At 70.1% G+C, this 16,640-nt stretch carries 15 protein-coding genes and 1 riboswitch; of the genes, 3 read left to right on the forward strand and 12 right to left on the reverse strand.

The window, feature by feature from the left end; genetic code table 11:
* Positions 1-45 precede the first annotated feature (45 nt).
* From nadA to FOZ74_RS08430, 9 genes are all read right to left on the reverse strand, one after another.
* Positions 46-1,185 (reverse strand): quinolinate synthase NadA, encoded by a 1,140-nt coding sequence (gene nadA, locus FOZ74_RS08390; RefSeq protein ID WP_146912642.1) that lies wholly within the window; start codon positions 1,183-1,185, stop codon positions 46-48.
* 4 nt (positions 1,186-1,189) lie between these two features.
* Positions 1,190-2,071, reverse strand: a complete 882-nt coding sequence (nadC, locus tag FOZ74_RS08395) for a carboxylating nicotinate-nucleotide diphosphorylase (RefSeq protein WP_146912643.1) — start codon at positions 2,069-2,071, stop codon at positions 1,190-1,192.
* Positions 2,072-2,148: 77 nt separating this feature from the next.
* Entirely contained in the window at positions 2,149-4,029 is a 1,881-nt protein-coding gene (gene thiC, locus FOZ74_RS08400; protein ID WP_146912644.1) for a phosphomethylpyrimidine synthase ThiC, read from the reverse strand.
* Positions 4,030-4,107: 78 nt separating this feature from the next.
* A riboswitch (TPP riboswitch) is annotated at positions 4,108-4,218 on the reverse strand.
* Between the two features lie 61 nt (positions 4,219-4,279).
* The gene (locus FOZ74_RS08405) at positions 4,280-6,457 is read right to left on the reverse strand and encodes a TonB-dependent receptor (protein ID WP_146912645.1); all 2,178 of its coding nucleotides are present in this window, start codon (positions 6,455-6,457) and stop codon (positions 4,280-4,282) included.
* A 37-nt stretch (positions 6,458-6,494) separates the two neighbouring features.
* On the reverse strand, positions 6,495-6,818 hold the full coding sequence (locus FOZ74_RS08410; RefSeq protein WP_146912646.1) for a DUF2218 domain-containing protein: 324 nt from the start codon (positions 6,816-6,818) through the stop codon (positions 6,495-6,497).
* Complete coding sequence (locus FOZ74_RS08415; RefSeq protein ID WP_146912647.1) at positions 6,815-7,627, reverse strand: ABC transporter ATP-binding protein; 813 nt, start codon at positions 7,625-7,627, stop codon at positions 6,815-6,817. The genes FOZ74_RS08410 and FOZ74_RS08415 overlap by 4 nt, the downstream gene beginning before the upstream one ends.
* Complete coding sequence (locus FOZ74_RS08420) at positions 7,624-8,661, reverse strand: FecCD family ABC transporter permease (protein ID WP_146912648.1); 1,038 nt, start codon at positions 8,659-8,661, stop codon at positions 7,624-7,626. Before FOZ74_RS08420 ends, FOZ74_RS08415 begins: the two co-directional genes overlap by 4 nt.
* Positions 8,658-9,608, reverse strand: a complete 951-nt coding sequence (locus FOZ74_RS08425; RefSeq protein WP_186764556.1) for an alpha/beta hydrolase — start codon at positions 9,606-9,608, stop codon at positions 8,658-8,660. The genes FOZ74_RS08420 and FOZ74_RS08425 overlap by 4 nt, the downstream gene beginning before the upstream one ends.
* Positions 9,605-10,747 (reverse strand): ABC transporter substrate-binding protein, encoded by a 1,143-nt coding sequence (locus FOZ74_RS08430; protein WP_146912650.1) that lies wholly within the window; start codon positions 10,745-10,747, stop codon positions 9,605-9,607. The genes FOZ74_RS08425 and FOZ74_RS08430 overlap by 4 nt, the downstream gene beginning before the upstream one ends.
* A gap of 158 nt (positions 10,748-10,905) precedes the next feature.
* Between FOZ74_RS08430 and FOZ74_RS08435 the strand changes: the two genes are divergently transcribed.
* Positions 10,906-11,850 (forward strand): helix-turn-helix transcriptional regulator, encoded by a 945-nt coding sequence (locus FOZ74_RS08435; protein WP_146912651.1) that lies wholly within the window; start codon positions 10,906-10,908, stop codon positions 11,848-11,850.
* Between the two features lie 243 nt (positions 11,851-12,093).
* Here the strand turns inward: FOZ74_RS08435 and FOZ74_RS08440 are convergent, their stop codons facing one another.
* Positions 12,094-12,732: an MBL fold metallo-hydrolase gene (locus FOZ74_RS08440; RefSeq protein WP_146912652.1), complete on the reverse strand. Its 639-nt coding sequence runs from the start codon at positions 12,730-12,732 to the stop codon at positions 12,094-12,096.
* A gap of 26 nt (positions 12,733-12,758) precedes the next feature.
* Positions 12,759-13,946 carry a 4-hydroxybenzoate 3-monooxygenase gene (pobA, locus tag FOZ74_RS08445; RefSeq protein ID WP_146912653.1) on the reverse strand — a complete coding sequence of 396 codons (1,188 nt, stop codon included), beginning with the start codon at positions 13,944-13,946 and terminating at the stop codon, positions 12,759-12,761.
* A 134-nt stretch (positions 13,947-14,080) separates the two neighbouring features.
* Between pobA and FOZ74_RS08450 the strand changes: the two genes are divergently transcribed.
* On the forward strand, positions 14,081-14,866 hold the full coding sequence (locus FOZ74_RS08450; protein ID WP_146912654.1) for an IclR family transcriptional regulator domain-containing protein: 786 nt from the start codon (positions 14,081-14,083) through the stop codon (positions 14,864-14,866).
* An 18-nt stretch (positions 14,867-14,884) separates the two neighbouring features.
* On the opposite strand, the gene FOZ74_RS08455 is transcribed toward FOZ74_RS08450, so the two are convergent.
* Positions 14,885-15,796, reverse strand: coding sequence for a LysR family transcriptional regulator (locus FOZ74_RS08455; protein WP_146912655.1), 912 nt, complete (start codon positions 15,794-15,796; stop codon positions 14,885-14,887).
* Between the two features lie 119 nt (positions 15,797-15,915).
* Between FOZ74_RS08455 and FOZ74_RS08460 the strand changes: the two genes are divergently transcribed.
* Positions 15,916-16,617: a substrate-binding domain-containing protein gene (locus FOZ74_RS08460; protein WP_255437529.1), complete on the forward strand. Its 702-nt coding sequence runs from the start codon at positions 15,916-15,918 to the stop codon at positions 16,615-16,617.
* Positions 16,618-16,640 lie beyond the last annotated feature (23 nt).

The following is a 16,640-nucleotide window of genomic DNA, read 5'->3' on the forward strand; positions in this document are numbered from 1 at the left end:
CCCTTGCCCATCAAGCGCGAACAGCTATTAATAACAGAGTAAAAATCAAGCCGCGCCGATACCGGCGACGAGCGCGCCGGGCGCATGGCCCTGCTTGAGCCCGGCGGTGAAGGCCAGCATGCGGTCGATGGGCACGCGCGCGCGCAGGCCCAGCGCCGGGTCGACGTGGACTTCGCCGCTGCCCGTCTGAAGCGCCCGCGCCACGCCCGCCAGGCTGTTCATCGCCATCCACGGGCAGTGCGCGCAGCTCTTGCAGGTGGCGCCGTTGCCCGCCGTCGGCGCCTCGATGAAGACCTTGCCCGGATTGCGTGCGCGCAACTGGTGCATCAGGCCGATGTCGGTGGCGACGATGAACTCGGGCGCCTGCATGCGCGCGGCGGCCGCGAGGATGGCCGAGGTCGAGCCCACCGCATCGGCCAGCGCGATGACGGCGGGGGGCGACTCGGGATGCACGAGTATCTTGGCGCGCGGGTGCTGCTCCTTCATCAGTTCAAGCTCGACGGCCTTGAATTCGTCGTGCACGATGCAGGCGCCGTTCCACATCACCATGTCGGCGCCGGTTTCGCGGCGGATGTATTCGCCCAGGTGCCGGTCGGGCGCCCAGAGGATTTTCTGCCCGGCCGCCGAGAGCGCGCGCACGATGTCGAGCGCGCAGCTTGACGTGACCAGCCAGTCCGAGCGCGCCTTCACCGCCGCGCTGGTGTTGGCGTAGACCACCACGGTGCGCTCGGGGTGCGCGTCGCAGAATTCGGAAAATGCGTCTATCGGGCAGCCCAGGTCGAGCGAGCAGGTGGCGTCCAGGTCGGGCATCAAGACGCGCTTGTCCGGCGAGAGGATCTTGGCCGTCTCGCCCATGAAGCGCACGCCCGAGACGACGAGCGTCTGCGCGGCGTGGTCGCGCCCGAAGCGCGCCATCTCCAGCGAATCGCTGACGATGCCGCCGGTTTCCTCGGCCAGTTCCTGCAGGTCGGGGTGCACGTAGTAGTGCGAGACCATCACCGCGTTCTTCTCGCGCAGCAGGCGGCGGATGCGCTCCTTCGTTGCATCGCGCTCCTCGGGCGTGAGCTCGGGTGGCACGCGCGCCCAGGCGCGGCGCGTGTCGCAGGCGGAAAGCGCCTCCGTCGCCCGTTGCACGTCGAGCGCCACGGGCTGCTCGTATTCCACGTCGATCAGGTGTTCGCTCATGCCGTCAATCCTTCATCAGGCGCCAGGAAAAATCGGTCGCCTTCACGTCCTTGGTCAGCGCGCCGATCGAGATGCGATCGACCCCGGTCTCGGCCAGCGCGCGCAGGCCGCCGAGCGTCACGCCGCCGGAGATTTCCAGCACCGCCGCGCGCGTGCCAAGCGCCCGGTTGCGCCGCACCGCCTCGTGCAGCGTGGGCAGGTCCATGTTGTCCAGCAGCACCATTTGCGCACCGTGAGCCAGGGCTTCGTCCAGTTGCGCCAGCGTCTCGACCTCGATCTCGATGAACTTGGCTTGCTCGCCCTGCGCGCGCGCGGTCGCCAGCGCCTGCGCCACGCCACCGGCCGCGGCGATGTGGTTCTCCTTGATCAGGATGGCGTCGAACAGCCCGATGCGGTGGTTCACCCCGCCGCCCACGCCCACCGCGTATTTCTGCGCCAGGCGCAGGCCGGGCAGGGTCTTGCGCGTATCGACGATGCGCGCCGCCGTGCCTTTGACGGCCGCCACGTATTGCCCGGTGCGCGTGGCCACGCCGCTCAAGAGTTGCAGGAAGTTCAGCGCCGTGCGCTCGGCCGTGAGCAGTGCGCGCGCATTGCCAGTCACTTCGATCACGAAGCTGCCTGCGCGGCAGCGCGCGCCTTCGCCTGCCAGGCGGGTGATGCGCGCTTGCGGCTCCATCTGGCGCACCACGGCCTCGAACCACGGCAGGCCGCAGAGCAGCGCGTCTTCGCGCAGCAGCACGCGCGCGGTGGCGGTTTGGTCGGGGGCGATGAGCGCGGCGGTCAGGTCGCCGCCGCCCACGTCCTCGGCCAGCGCGCGGCGGGCGTCGCTTGCGGCCAGATCGGTCAGTTCGGCCGGATTCAAGCGCCAGTGCGGTGTATCGTTCATGTCGGATGGATCATGGCGGGGCCGTTCCCCAAGGGCGGGCATTGTGCCTCGCTCCCGGGCAAGGCCGTGAGGGCGGCTCAACTCCCCGCTTCAGGCGCGGGCACGTAGAGCGAGCCGCCGCCGCGCTTGAACTCGTCGGCCTTGGCGGCCAGCCCGTCGGCGATCGCCTCGCCATCGGCCAGGCCCTTGGCGGCGGCGTATTCGCGCACCTCCTGCGTGATCTTCATCGAGCAGAACTTGGGGCCGCACATGCTGCAAAAGTGCGCCACCTTGGCTGAATCCTTGGGCAGCGTCTCGTCGTGAAAGGCCAGCGCCGTCTCGGGGTCGAGCGAGAGGTTGAACTGGTCGAGCCAGCGAAATTCGAAGCGCGCCTGGGAGAGCGCATCGTCGCGCGAGCGCGCGCCGGGGTGGCCCTTGGCCACGTCGGCCGCGTGCGCCGCGATCTTGTAGGCAATGATGCCCTGCCTGACGTCGTCGCGATCGGGCAGCCCCAGGTGCTCCTTGGGTGTGACGTAGCACAGCATGGCCGTGCCCATCCAGCCGATCATCGCCGCGCCGATGGCGCTGGCGATGTGGTCGTAACCCGGCGAGCAATCGATGGTGAGCGGCCCGAGCGTGTAGAACGGCGCCTCGTGGCAGGTCTTGAGCTGCTCGCTCATGTTGGCCTCGATCAGGTGCATGGGCACGTGGCCCGGGCCCTCGATCATGGTCTGCACGTCGTGCTTCCAGGCGATGTGCGTCAGGTCGCCCAGCGTGCGCAGCTCGGCGAACTGCGCCTCGTCGTTGGCATCGGCGGTGCAGCCCGGGCGCAGGCCGTCGCCCAGGCTGAAGGCCACGTCGTAGCGCTTCATGATGTCGCAGATGTCTTCAAAGTGCGTGTAGAGGAAGCTCTCCTGGTGGTGCGCCATGCACCACTTGGCCATGATGGAGCCGCCGCGCGAGACGATGCCGGTGCGCCTGCGCGCCGTCAGGTGAATGAACGCCAGGCGCACGCCCGCGTGGATGGTGAAGTAGTCCACGCCCTGCTCGGCCTGCTCTACCAGCGTGTCGCGAAACACCTCCCAGGTGAGGTCCTCGGCGATGCCGCCCACTTTCTCCAGCGCCTGATAGATCGGCACGGTGCCGATCGGCACGGGGCTGTTGCGCACGATCCAGTCGCGCGTGGTGTGGATGTTCTTGCCGGTCGAAAGATCCATCACGTTGTCCGCGCCCCAGCGCGTGGCCCAGACGAGTTTTTCCACCTCTTGCTCGATGCTGGAGGTGACGGCCGAGTTGCCGATGTTGGCGTTGATCTTCACGAGGAAGTTGCGCCCGATGGCCATAGGCTCGACCTCGGGGTGGTTGATGTTGGCCGGGATGATGGCTCTGCCGCGCGCGACTTCATCGCGCACGAATTCGGGCGTGATCACTGGCGGCAGGCTCGCGCCCAGCGGGTGGCCGGCCAGGCGCCGCTCGCGCGCGGCGTCCGAGAGGTAGGCGCGCATCCATTCGCGCTTGCCGTTCTCGCGCAGCGCGACGTATTCCATCTCGGGCGTGACGATGCCGCGCCTTGCGTAGTGCATCTGCGTGACATTGGCGCCGCTCCTTGCGCGCCGGGGCTGGCGCTGCAAGCCCGCGGCCTGCTCGCGCAGCGCGGCAAGCTGCCCGGCGGTCTCGTCCTTGCGCCCATCATCGATCGCCTCGGGCGCGCGGCCCGCGTAGCTTTCGGTGTCGCCGCGCTCGGCGATCCAGGCACCGCGCACGCTGGGCAGGCCACGTCTCACGTCGATGGTCACGGCCGGGTCGGTGTACGGCCCGGAGGTGTCATAGACGCTGACGGTCTCGCCATTGGTCAGGCGAATGTCGCGCACCGGCACGCGCAGGTCGGCACGGCTGCCGGGGATGTAGGCCTTGCTGGAGGAGGGAAAGGGCTCGCGTGCGCGGGCGAGCAATTGCGGGAAAGAATCGGGAGCGTTCATGGGCGGTGCATTCCTCAAAAATGGATGGAATGCTCCGCAATCGGTGGGCATGCGCGCATGCGCCCAAGGCGCACGGTACATGTTCACTGCAGCTCTTCTTACGCTGGTACTAACCAGATCAAGTTCGCGGTTCCAGTGGGTAGGCCCACCATCTCAGCACGCCTGTCTCGTGCACCCCGGAGCGGGCGCGAGTATAGGCGACGGCGGGCAGTTCCTGCCCCCGCCGGTTGCGCACCGCCTGCCGGGCCGATCAGAACGACACCGTTGCCGACAGTCGGAAGGTGCGCGGTGCGCCAGGCATCACGAAGCCGTCGCCAAAGGTGCCTATCCAGTAGTTGCGGTCGGCCAGGTTTTGCACGCTGGCGTTCAGGCGCAGGGGCATGCCGGACAGCCTGGTCGCGTAGCTGGCGTTCAGGTCCAGCCGGCTCCAGGCGGGCATGCGCAGTTTGTTGCCCGAATCGGCCCATTGCGCGCCGGTGTGGATCACGCGCGCGCCGAGCTTGAGGCCCTGCACGGGGGTTTGCCAGTCCAGGCCGATGCGCGCGCGCCATTCAGGGGTGCCGAAGGTGTCACGCCCGGTGTTGCGCTGCTGCGAGCGGATGTGGGTGATGCCGCCGAGCAGCGAGACGTTTTGGGTCAGCATGCCGTACACGCTCCATTCCAGGCCCTGCAGGCGCTGCACGCCGGCGTCGGCCAGCAGGGGCAGGGCCGCGCCCGCATCCACGCTGATGAAGGAGGGACGCTTGATCCGGAAGGCGCTGATGGTGTGCGTGAGCTCGCCGGCCTGCAGCTTCACGCCCAGCTCCATCTGTTTGGTGACCCGGGGAGCCAGGGCTTCGCCCGCATTGGCGTAGGTGGGGCCGACGACCTGGCCGGGCTCCAGCCCCTCGGTGTAGTTGCCGAACAGCGAGACGCCATCGCCCCAGGGCTGCACCACGGCCGCGAGCATGGGGGAGAAGCGGCTTTTGCCGTAATCGGAAGCCTTGCCGCCAACCAGCGGGGTCTTCACGCCCTGGTGGCGTGCGCCCACGGTCAGCTGCACAGTGTCATGTGCAAAGCCCATGGTGTCGGCCACGGCGAAGGAGCGGAACGCGTTCTTCGTCGTGTAGCCGCCCCAGGCCGGCGCGGCGGGGAAGACCGGCGTCACCGGGTCGTACAGGTTGGTGTCGTAGCAGTAGTTGCAGGCGGTGTTGTACGAGCCCTCTTCGTGCTTGAGCACGTTGGCCGAAAGCTGCAGGCGGTGGCGCACGGCGCCGGTGTCAAATTTGCCGATGACTCCGGCCTCTGCCGTGCGCCTTTCGGATGCGGCGTGCACGTGGTAGATCGCGCCGCGCGTGCCGCCGTCGGCGCCGGTGACGAAGGCGCGGGTGCCGAACAGCAGGCCCTGGCCATCGGCCTCGGAGCCGCCCACGGCCAGATAGCCCTGCCAGTCGGGCGTGAAATCGAACTCCGCGCGGGCCAGCGCGCCGCGGTTGCCGTACTTGCCGTGCGTGCCGCGGAACATGTTGGTGTCGCCCTGGGGCGCAGCGAGCAGGCGGCCCACGCCGGGAATCGCCGCGTTGCCCAGGAAGTTGAACATGCCGGGGCTGCCGTTGTCGATCTGGTTCTCGCTGTCGTACACGTCCAGCGAGAAGCGCGCGCGCTCGCCCAGGTAGTCCAGCGCCAGCGCGCCGACGCGGCGCTTTTGCGTCTCGTCCCGGGCGCCCATCTCGCCCGCGCCATACACGCCGTTGAAGCGCAGCCCCCAGCGCTGCTCCTCGCCAAAGCGCCGGCCCACGTCGGCATGGGCCTGAAAGTACGCGTGCGTGCCGTAGGTCAGCGTCAGGTCGGCCACCGGTTCGGCCAGTGCGCGCTTGGTCACCATGTTGACCGTGCCCGCCACGCTGGAAGCCGGCGGCATGCCCGAAAGCAGCACGTTGGGGCCGCGCAGCACCTCGATGCGCTCGAACATCTCCACCGGCACCGCATTGGCCGGGGCAATGCCGTACAGGCCGTTGGTGGCGATGTCCATCGCGCCCATGTCCAGGCCGCGCAGGTTGAAGTTCTGCAGCAGGTGGTACTTGTTGGTGGTGAAGACCACGGCGGGGTCGTTCTCCAGCACGTCCTGCAGCGTCAGCGCCGACCAGTCCTCGGCCAGCTCGCGCGTGTAGGCGTTGACGTGCACGGGTGCCTCCATGATGGATGTGGCCCCCAGGATGCCCAGGCGCGCGCCGGAGGCGGCCTTGTGGCCGGGTGCGCGCAGCGGCAGGTCTTCGCGCTCGTACTTGCTGCGCACGGTGAGCGCGGGCAGCGCCGGGGTCTGGGCAGCGTCCTGGCGCGGCGCAGGCACCGCCGTCTGGGCCTGCAGCGCGGAGCTGGTGCCGGCGGCCAGAAGCAGCGCCATCAGGGTGTTCAGCCGCCATGTGCGGGCGGGGGTTTTCGTGCTCATGGTGAGGTCCTTTTCTTGAAAGCTGCAAAGGCGGGAATCAGTGCGCATCGGGGATGTCGAGGGTGTCGGAGGTGGGCGGCAGTTCCTGCCACTGCACGGCCAGCGGGTTCTTGCGCGAGAACAGCCTCAGGTGCTCGTCGATCACCGCGCACACGCGCGCCAGCGCCTCGGGGTCGGGTGCGCTGCAGGCGAAGTGCAGCGCCTCATCGTCGGCACGCAGCTCGCACTGCCCCCAGGGGAACCGGGCATGGCCCTGGAAGGCGCTGTACTGCACGCTGATCTTGCGGTTGAAGTGGTAGCACAGGCGCTGCAGCCAGCGGCTGGCTTCGGTGGTGGCGACATGGCCGTGGGTGTGGTTCATCGTGGGTCTTCGTCGGGAATGGCGAGGGCGCTGTCGGCCAGCACCAGCGGATGGCCGCGCGAGCAGCGCTCGACGCGCGCCTGCACGCCGTAGGCCGCGCGCAGCAGCTCGGGGGTCAGCACCCCGGCGGGGCGGCCGGCGGCCAGCATTCGGGCGTGTGGCCGGCCCGGGCCCAGCACCACCACCTGCTGGCAAAAGCGCAGCGCCAGGTTCAGGTCGTGCACGGCCATCAGGGCCAGCGTCTGCCCCTGAGCCACCAGCGCGTGCACGGCCTGCAGCACCAGCAGTTGCCAGCGCAGGTCCAGCGCGCTGGTGGGTTCGTCCAGCAGCAACAGGCGCGGCGCGCGCACCAGCACCTGGGCCAGGCCGATCATCTGGCGCTGCCCGCCGGAGAGCTGGTTCAAGGGGCGCAGCGCCAGCGCCTTCAGCCCCAGGGTGGCGAAGGTGTGTTCGATGGCGGCTTCGGCCTGGCTGCGGCCCAGGCCGGGGCGGCTGGCGTGCAGGCTGCTCAGCATGGCCTCATAGGCCACGAGTGAACTGGCCTGGGGCAGCGCCTGGGGCAGATAGCCCACGCGGCGCAGGCGCTCTCGCGGGGGCAGGCGGGCCAGATCGATGCCGTCGAGCAGCACCCGCCCCTGCACCGGGTGCAAACCGGCGATGGCCTTGAGCAAGGTGGATTTGCCCACGGCGTTCGGCCCCGCCAGCGCGACCAGCGTGCCCGGCGCGATGCGCTCCAGGCTCAAGTCATGCAGCACCGGGCGGCGCGCGTAGCCGGTGCTGATTTGCTGCAGCATCAGGCCCGCGTTCATGCGCCCCTCCTGCGCGAGAGCACCAGCGCCATGAACATGGGCACGCCCACCAGCGCGGTGATGATGCCTATGGGCAGCACCACGCCGGGCACCAGCGTCTTGCTCAGAATCGATGCGCCCGAGAGCATTACCGCCCCGGCCAGCGCGCTGCCCGGCAGGTAGCTGCGGTGGTCTTCGCCCAGCAGCAGCCGGGCGATGTGCGGCCCCACCAGGCCGACGAAACCGATGGTGCCGACGAAGGCCAGCGCGGTGGCCGCCAGCAGGCTCACGCGCAGCAGCGTGATGAGGCGCAGGCGCTCCACGGCGATGCCCAGGCTGCGCGCCTGCTCCTCGCCCGCGCGCAGGGCGGTGAGTGGCCAGGCGTTGCACGCCGACCAGGCGGCGCAGGCCGCCAGCACGCCGGCGACGATGGCGATCTTGTTCCAGGTGGCGCGCGCGAGGCTGCCCATGGTCCAGAACACGATCTGCTGCAGCGCGTTGCTGTCGGCGACGTACTGCATCAGCCACAGCAGCGCCTCGAAGGAAAACAGCAGCGCGATGCCGAACAGCACCACCGTGTCCACCGTCGCGCCGTGGCGCCAGGCGAGCCACTGGATCAGCAGCGTGGCCACCGCCGCGAAGGCGAAGGCGCACAGCGGTACGGCCAGGTTCTCGCCCCAGACCATGACGGTGAGCCCGCCCACCATGGCCACCGCCGCGCCCACCGCCGCGGCGGCCGAGACCCCCAGCGTGAACGGGCTGGCCAGCGGGTTGTTCAGCGCCGTCTGCATCTGCGCCCCGGCCAGGCCCAGCGCCGCGCCCACCAGCAGCGCCATCAGCGCGTAGGGCAGGCGCACCTCCCAGAGGATGATGCGCTGCTCCAGTGCCAGGTCGGCGGGGCGCACCAGCCCGTCCAGCACCGTGGCCAGCGGCAGGCCCGCGGGGCCGGTGGCCAGGTCCAGCGCCAGCATGGCGCACAGCAGCAGCGCCATGCCCGCCAGCAGCCACAGGCGCAGCGCGGCAAAGCGCCGGTAGCGTGCGGCCAGCGTGCTCATGCCTGGTCTCCGGCGGCCCAGGCCAGCGCCTGCTGCACTGCGGGGGCCATGCTGCTGCCGTGGTCGGCACCGGCAAAGGAGGTGAATTGCAACGCCAGGCCGGGTGTGCCGCGCAGACCCCGGATCAGGGCTTGCAGGTGTTCGCCAGCGTGCCGCTCGCGGGCGATGGCGGCGCGGGCTGGGTCGGCGGGGGGGGCCGCCTCGCGCGCGCCCTGGGTGAGCAGCAGGCGCAGCGCGCAAGCATCGGCGCGCCGGCGGGCGGTGAAGCGCTCTTGCTCCTGCACGATGAAACCGCCGCGCCACCACACCGAGGGGCTGGCCGCGACATAGGTCTGAAAGCCGCCCGGCCGCGTGAACAGCGCATGCAGCACGCACAGCCCGCCGTAGGAATGGCCGAAGAAGGTCTGGCGCGCGGCATCCACCGGCGCGGCGCGCGCCACCATGGGCCGCACCACGGCGTCGATGAAGTCGAGGAAGGCATCGGCTCCGCCTTCGGGGCGGCCGCGTTCGCTTGTCGCGGGACCGGGCGCCGGCGGGGTGTAGTCCTGGCTGCGCGCGTCCAGGTCCAGCACCTGCCCTGCCGCCTGCCCGCCCGCATGGCCCATGCCCACGATGAGCACGCCCGGCGCGGCCCCGCCCGGCCCGCGCGCGTAGCGGTTGCGCATGAGCTGCGCGGCCAGCGCGAACAGCAGGTCGCCGTCCAGCAGGTACAGCACCGGCCAGCCCTGGGCGGGCGGCGGCGCGGGCGGCACGGCCAGCATGATGCGGTGCCTGCGGGTGCCCGCGGCCAGATCGATCTGCCGTGTGCCGGGCAGCGCCACGGGTGGGGCGTGTTCCAGATCCGCGGCGGCTTGTCCGCCGGGTTGCACGGCGCAGCCGGACAGCGCCGACGACACGGGCAATGTGCCCAGTTTCAGCAGGGCGCGACGGGTGGGTATGGGCATCATGGCGTGAGCGAGGTCCAGTACACGCCTTGCAGCGGGATGGGCTGAAAACGCTCGTACATCGTCTGCAGCGTGGCCCGCGGATCGAGGTCGGCAAACAGCTCGGGGTGCAGCCATTTGGCGAACACCTGCACGGCCACCACGTTGAAGGGTGAGTTGTAGTAGTGGTGCCAGATGGCGTGCGCGCGCCCCTGCCGCACTGCCTGCAGGGGGGTGATGCCGCGGCGCTGCACGGCGCGGGCCAGCGACTCGCGTGCGGCTTCGGGCGTGGCGTCCGCGCCCAGCACGATGCGCAGCGGCGTCTGCTGCGCCGTGGCCAGCGCGCCTATGCCGGTGCCGATGTAGTGGTCTGGCTGGCGCGCAATCAGAAACTCGGGGTTGAGCGTGCCGAACTCGCCCGCAATCAACCCCTCGGCCACGTTGCGCGCACCGGCGGCTTGCAGCAGCTTGCCCACCAGGCCGACCATGGTGTCGCAGCAGCCCTCGGAGAGGCCGACGCGGTTTTCCAGGAACACCGTGGGGGGTTCGGGGCGGGCGTTGGCCAGGCGCTCGGTCACCACGGCCAGCTGGGCGCGCCAGAAGCGGACGAAGGCCTCGGCCTCGGCCCGCCGGCCCAGCACCTCGCCCAGCAGCAGCATGCTGCGCGGGGTGTTCGCCAGCGGGTCGTGACGCAAGTCGACGAAGACCACGGCCACGCCGGCCGCCTCCAGGCGCGCCAGGGTTTCACGGTCGCGCTCGCTGGGGCCGTGGCCACCGGCCAGGCCGAGGATGGCCACCTGGGGTCGCAGCGCCAGCGCCTGCTCGTCGCTGAAGCTGCCGCTGCTGGCCCGGCCCACGCGCGGGACGCGGTCCAGTTGCGGGAAGCGCCGCGCCCACTGCGCATAGCCGGGCGCGTCGAGCTTCTCGAACTCGCCCATCATGGCGACGAGGCGGCGCGTGGGGTCGTCCTTGTCCAGTACTGCCAGCGCGGGCAGCAGGCGCCCCTCGCCCAGCAGGATGCGCTGCACCTTGGCGGGCAGTTGCACGCTGCGCCCGGCAAGGTCGGTGACGGTGATGGCGCCCGGCTGGGCCTGGGCCGCGGCGGCCAGGAGAAACAGGGCGCTACCCAGCCAGCGGCGCACGCAGTGCGAGAAACGGAACATGAAAGGAATCCGGAATCAGAATCGAAATCGTGAAGCGCAGGGAATTCTATTGAGAATGATTTGCATTAACGTTGACTGGGCGCTAGGATCGCACGGATGGTTGTCGTCCACGTTTGCGGCAGCAACAAAAACGTTTGCGGGCGCTCGCCCGAACCTCCATGTCCACGTATTCCGGCTTTGGCCCCAATGACCGCGTGCCTGCATCTCCCGTGTCCGCCGACCAGGCGCTGCGCAGCCACTTGGCGCGCCTGCGCGAGCTGCGCCCCGGCCTGCAGATGCACGGCGAGGACGGGCACGAGCCCTGCGACCTGGTCGCGCAGGCCGAGATCGGTGCCGGCTTGCGGCTGGTGGTGGTGCTGGAGGGAGCGGTGGACGTCTCCTACGGCGGCACGCGTGTGCAGCTTTCGCCGGGGCGCAAAGGCACGGTCAGCGCCGCGCTGGTGGCGGTGGCCAAGTCCGAACGCTTCACGCGCCGCGCCCGCCGGGGCGTGTATTCACGCCGCGTGAGCCTGGGGCTGGACCGCGACTGGCTGGCCCAGACGGGCGAAGACGCAGCCACGCCCGAGCTGGCGCACTTCATGCGCCACCACCTGGCACTGCACCATTGGCAGCCTACGCCACGCGCGGCAGCCATGGCCGAGCAGATCGTGCGCCCGCCGCCGCTGACGCCGCTGCTGCAGCACATCTATCTGGAAAGCCGGGTGCTGGAGCTGGTGGGCGAGGCCTTGGGCACGTTGTGCCTGTGTGCGCCGGTGCATCCGGGTACGTCGGCGCTGCGCCCGCGGGAGCACCAGCGCCTGCGCGAGCTGCATGCCTTTCTGGCCTCAGGCCAGGCGGACGCACTGACGCTGGCTCAGATCGCGCGCCACGCGGGTGTGAACGCCAACACCCTGCAACGCCAGTTCCGTGCAGTCTATGGCACCACGGTGGTCGAGCATTTGCGCGAATGCCGCTTGCAGCGCGCACGCCAGGCGTTGGAGCGTGACGGCATCACTGTCGGCCAGGCAGCGCTGGTCGCGGGGTATGTCAGCGCGGCCAATTTCGCGACGGCCTATCGGCGCAGATTTGGGTTGTCGCCCAATCAGGCACGAACGCGGATCTAGGGCAACGCTGAACAAGCCCCCCGCGCGTCGCACATCCCAGCCGGCGGCGGTCTGCGGCGTTGCAAATCCTCGCCATAGCTTCGGCTATGGCTGCGCTTTGCGCCTTGCAGCCCATCCCCAGGCTGGGCGCGCGCCATCACGGCGACTTGTTCAGCGTCGCCCTAGGCTGGTTTTCAAACGTCAAATATGCCTCAAACGCTTGTCCGGAAAGCGCTGGCAGCTAGCATTTCAGCCGCCAATACGTCAAGTTCCTCCCACATAGGGGTTGCTGCGCCGCTCGCGCCCAAAGCTGCTCTCGGGCCCATGGCCGGGGATGAATACCGTCTCGTCGCCCATGGGCCACAGCCGTTCGGTGATGCTGGCGATGAGCTGCGCGTGGTTGCCCTGGGGAAAGTCGGTGCGGCCGATGCTGCCGGCGAACAGCACGTCGCCGACGAAGCAGCGCTGGATTTGCGGTGCGTGAAACACCACGTGCCCCGGCGTGTGGCCGGGGCAGTGGCGCACGTTCAGCGTTTCCCGCCCGATCGTGACCGTGTCCAGGTCGTGCAGCCAGCGCGTGGGCGTGAAGATTTTGGCCTGGGGAAAGCCGAACATGGCGCTTTGCTGGGGCAGGCCATCGATCCAGAACTGGTCGCCCTCGTGCGGGCCGATGATGGGCAGGGTGAGGCGTTCGCTGAGCTCGCCCGCGCCGCCCGCATGGTCGATGTGCGCATGGGTGAGCCAGATGGCCTGCAGCTTGAGCTGGCGCGCGCGCACCTCCCCGAGGATGTGTTCCAGGTCGCCGCCCGGGTCGATGACGGCCGCCTGCAGGCTCTGCGCGCACCAGACGAGCGAGCAGTTCTGCGCGAACGGCGTGACGGGAATGGTGTGGTAGTGCAGCATGGCGGCGATTGTGCCGCGCCGCCGCTTCAGGCCATGGGCAGGCCGACGTAGTTTTCCGCCAGGCTGGTGGACGCGGCGCGCGAGTGCACCAGGTAGTCGAGCTCGGCCTCCTGCACCCTGGTGTGAAACGCTCCCTCTTCGGGGAAGTTGTGCATCAGCGAGGTCATCCACCAGGAAAAGCGCTCGGCCTTCCAGACGCGCTTGAGACACTGTTCGGAATAGTGATCGATGCCGTGCGTGCTCTTGTTCTTGAAGTAATCGATGAAGGCGCGTGAGAGGTAGCCGACGTCGGAGGCCGCAAGGTTCAGCCCTTTGGCACCGGTGGGCGGCACGATGTGCGCGGCGTCGCCCGCGAGGAACATGCGGCCGAAGCGCATCGGCTCGCAGACGAAGCTGCGCAGCGGCGCGATGCTTTTTTCGATCGAGGCTCCGGTGACGAGCCGCTCGCGCGCCTCGGGATCCAGGCGCCGGCGCAGCTCTTCCCAGAACGCCTCGTCGCTCCAGTCCTCGACCTTGTCGGACAGTGGCACCTGCAGGTAGTAGCGGCTGCGCGTGAGGCTGCGCTGGCTGCACAGCGCGAAGCCGCGCTCGCTGTTGACGTAGATCAGTTCCTTGCTCACGGGCGGCGTGTCGCTCATCAGACCGAGCCAGCCGAAGGGATAGACCTTCTCGTAGTGGCGGATGCGCTCGGGCGCGATGCTGGCGCGGCAGGCGCCGTGAAAGCCGTCGCAGCCGGCGATGAAGTCGCAGCGGACCTCGTGCAGCTCGCCATCCTTCTCCCAGCGCACGCGCGGCTGCTCACCGTCGTAGTCGCGCGGCTGCACGTGCGCCGCCTCGTACACCGTGGCAAGGCCCTCCTCGGCGCGCACCTGCATCAGGTCGCGCGTGACCTCGGTCTGGCCATACACCATGACGTACTTGCCGCCCGTGAGGCCGTGCAGGTCGATGCGGTGGCGCTGGCCGGCAAACAGCAGCTCGATGCCGTGGTGGTGCAGGCCGTGGCGATCCATGTTGGCGCCGGCACCGGCCTCGCGCAGCAGGTCCATGGACACCTGTTCAAGCACGCCCGCGCGGATGCGGCCGAGCACGTAGTCGGGGCTGCGCTGCTCCAGGATGATGTTGTCTATGCCCGCCTGGTAGAGCAGCTGGCCGAGCAGCAGGCCGGCGGGGCCGGCGCCGACGATGACGACGGGCACGTGTTTCGGGCTGGGCATGCAAGTCTCCTGGTGGCTGCGTTCGGCGCGCCAAGGCGCCATGGCGTGAGACTAGCGACGCAGGCCCCGTGTGGCCAGCCACCTGCCGCAGACCTTGTGCGATCATCGCGCAAAACGCCCGCTGATCGCACGAAATGCACGACACCCCGGCCGCGCTCGCCCATGCCGACTACATCGCCGGCCTGGCCAAGGGCCTGGCGGTGCTGGAGAGCTTCGACACCGAACGCCAGCGCCTGAACGCCACCATGGCCGCGCAGCGTGCGGGCATCACGCGCGCGGCCGCGCGCCGCCACCTGCTCACGCTGGCGCACCTGGGCTATCTCGAATCGGACGGCGCCTATTACTGGCTGGCGCCCAAGGTGCTGCGCTTTTCCGGCGCCTACATGGCCACGGCGCGGCTGCCGCGCGTGGTGCAGCCCGAGCTGCACAGCCTGGCCGCGCGCACCGGGCTGTCGTTTTCCTGCGCGGTGCGCGACGGCGACTTCGTCGTGATCGTGGCGCGCAGCGCGGTGCGCGAGAGCGGCGACCGGCTGCTGGCCCACGGCGTGCACCTGGGTTCGCGCCTGCCGGTGCACGCCACCTCCACCGGCCGCGTGCTGCTGGCGGCCCTGCCCGAGGCCGAGCGCGCCGCCTGGCTCGCCCAGGCCGAGCCGCAGCGCCTGACCGCGCACACCGTGAGCGACGCGGCCGCGCTGGCGCGCGTGCTGGGCGAGGTGCGCCGGCTGGACTACTGCATCGAGGCGCAGGAGCACGAACTGGGCGTGCAGGCGCTGGCCGTGCCGCTGCGCGACATGCGCGGGCGCACGCTGGCGGCGATCAACGTGGTCACGGCCACGCACCGCGTGGAGGCGCCCTGGCTCGTGCGCCAGGTGCTGCCGCTGCTGCAGGAGTCCGCGCGCCTGCTGCGGCCGCTGCTGTGAGCGGCGGGCGCGGCCGCGCTACAGGTGGCCGCTTTCCAGCGCGCACACGCGCAGGCTCAGGCGCCGCAGCAGCTCGGCGGTGCGCTGCACCAGCGGCGTCGCGCCCTTGGTGGCGGGTTGCACCACGCACAGCGTGCTCACCACGTGCGGTGAGTGCAGCGGTGCCTCCATCAGGCCCTCGGCCGAGCCCTGGCCGCGCAGCGCGCTGTCGGTGAGCGCGGCGTAGCCGTAGCCGGCGCGCACCAGGTCGAGGATGACAGGTACGCTGGAGACCTCCCAGACCACGTCCAGCTTGACGTGCGCCAGCGTTGCCTGGGCTTCCATCAGCTTGCGAAAGATCTGGTTGCGCTGGGGCATGACCAGCGGGTAGCGCGCCAGCTCGGCAAAGGCGACGCCGCCCGCAAGCGGCAGGCTGCCGGTCGGGCCGATCAGGCACAGGCGCTCTTCCAGCACCGGCTCGGCCTCCATCTGCGGGTGGCTGGCGGGTGAATACACCAGGCCCAGGTCCATGCGCGCGCTGCCCAGCCACTCCGCGATGGTGACGGAAAAGGCCTCGACGATCTCCAGCCGCGCCTTGGGCATCTCGCGGCGGAAGCGCTCGATCAACAGCGGCGTGAGGCGCCGCGCCAGGCTGGGCGGCAGGCCCACGGTCACGCGGCCCACGGGCTCGCCGCGGCGGCTCTTGAGATCGTCGCGCGCATGCGCCACGCTCTGCAGGATGGCGTGGCCGTGCTCCAGCAGGCGCAGCCCCGCATCGGTCGGCACCACGCCGCGGCCGGTGCGCGCAAGCAGGGTCTCGCGCAGCTCCAGCTCCAGCGCGCGCACCTGGCGGCTGAGGGCGGGCTGCGCCACCTCCAGCGCCTGCGCGGCGCGGGTGAAGCTGCCCAGCTCGGCCACGCGCACGAAGTATTCCAGCTGTTTCAGGTCCATGTCCGCGTCGCTCCCGGCCAAGCCATGCCGTTTTGTTCTAACTGCTAGTGCCGATATCGCCTTGTTCACCAGAGTCTAGCTGTCCACAATCCCTGGCAAAGCATTTTTTTGCCCCTGCCATGCACCCCGCCGCCCCCGCCAGCCTGCGCGCCATCTCTTCGATGGCCACGCGCGCCGTGCTGGCTGAGCTGGCGCAGGCCTGGCGCCAGCAGGGCGGTGCGGCGCTGGCGCTGCAGTCGGTGGGCGGCGTGGATGCCGCGCGCCGCGTGCGGGACGGCGAGGCGCTGGACGTGGTGCTGCTGGCCAGCGACGCCATCGACCGGCTGGTGGCCAGCGGCCACGCGCAGCCGGGCAGCAAGGTGGACTGGGTGCGCTGCGCCACCGCCGTGGCCGTGCCCGCCGGCGCGCCGCTGCCCGACATTTCCAGCGAGGCCGCGCTGCGGGCGGCGGTGCTGGCGTCGCCAGCCATCGCCTGTTCCACCGGGCCCAGCGGCACGGCGCTGCTGCGCCTGTTCGCGCGCTGGGGCGTTGCCGACGAACTCGAAGGCCGGCTGGTGCAGGCGCGCCCTGGCGTGCCGGTGGCGCAGCTGCTTGCGCGCGGCGAGGCGGCACTGGGCTTTCAGCAACTGAGCGAATTGCTGCACGCGCCGGGCGTCAGCGTGGCGGGCGCGCTGCCGGCGGCGGTGGCGATCGACACCGTCTTTTCCGGCGCGCTGGTCTGTGGTTGCCAGGACGCCGAGGCGGCGCGGCAGTTTCTGGATTTTCTGGCCAGCCCCGCCAGCGCGCCGGCCCAGCGCCGCCACGGCATGCAGCCGCTGTGAGGCGGGACATCTTCAACAGGAAA

The organism is Comamonas flocculans, assembly GCF_007954405.1.
In the GTDB taxonomy this organism is placed as follows: domain Bacteria; phylum Pseudomonadota; class Gammaproteobacteria; order Burkholderiales; family Burkholderiaceae_C; genus Comamonas_C; species Comamonas_C flocculans.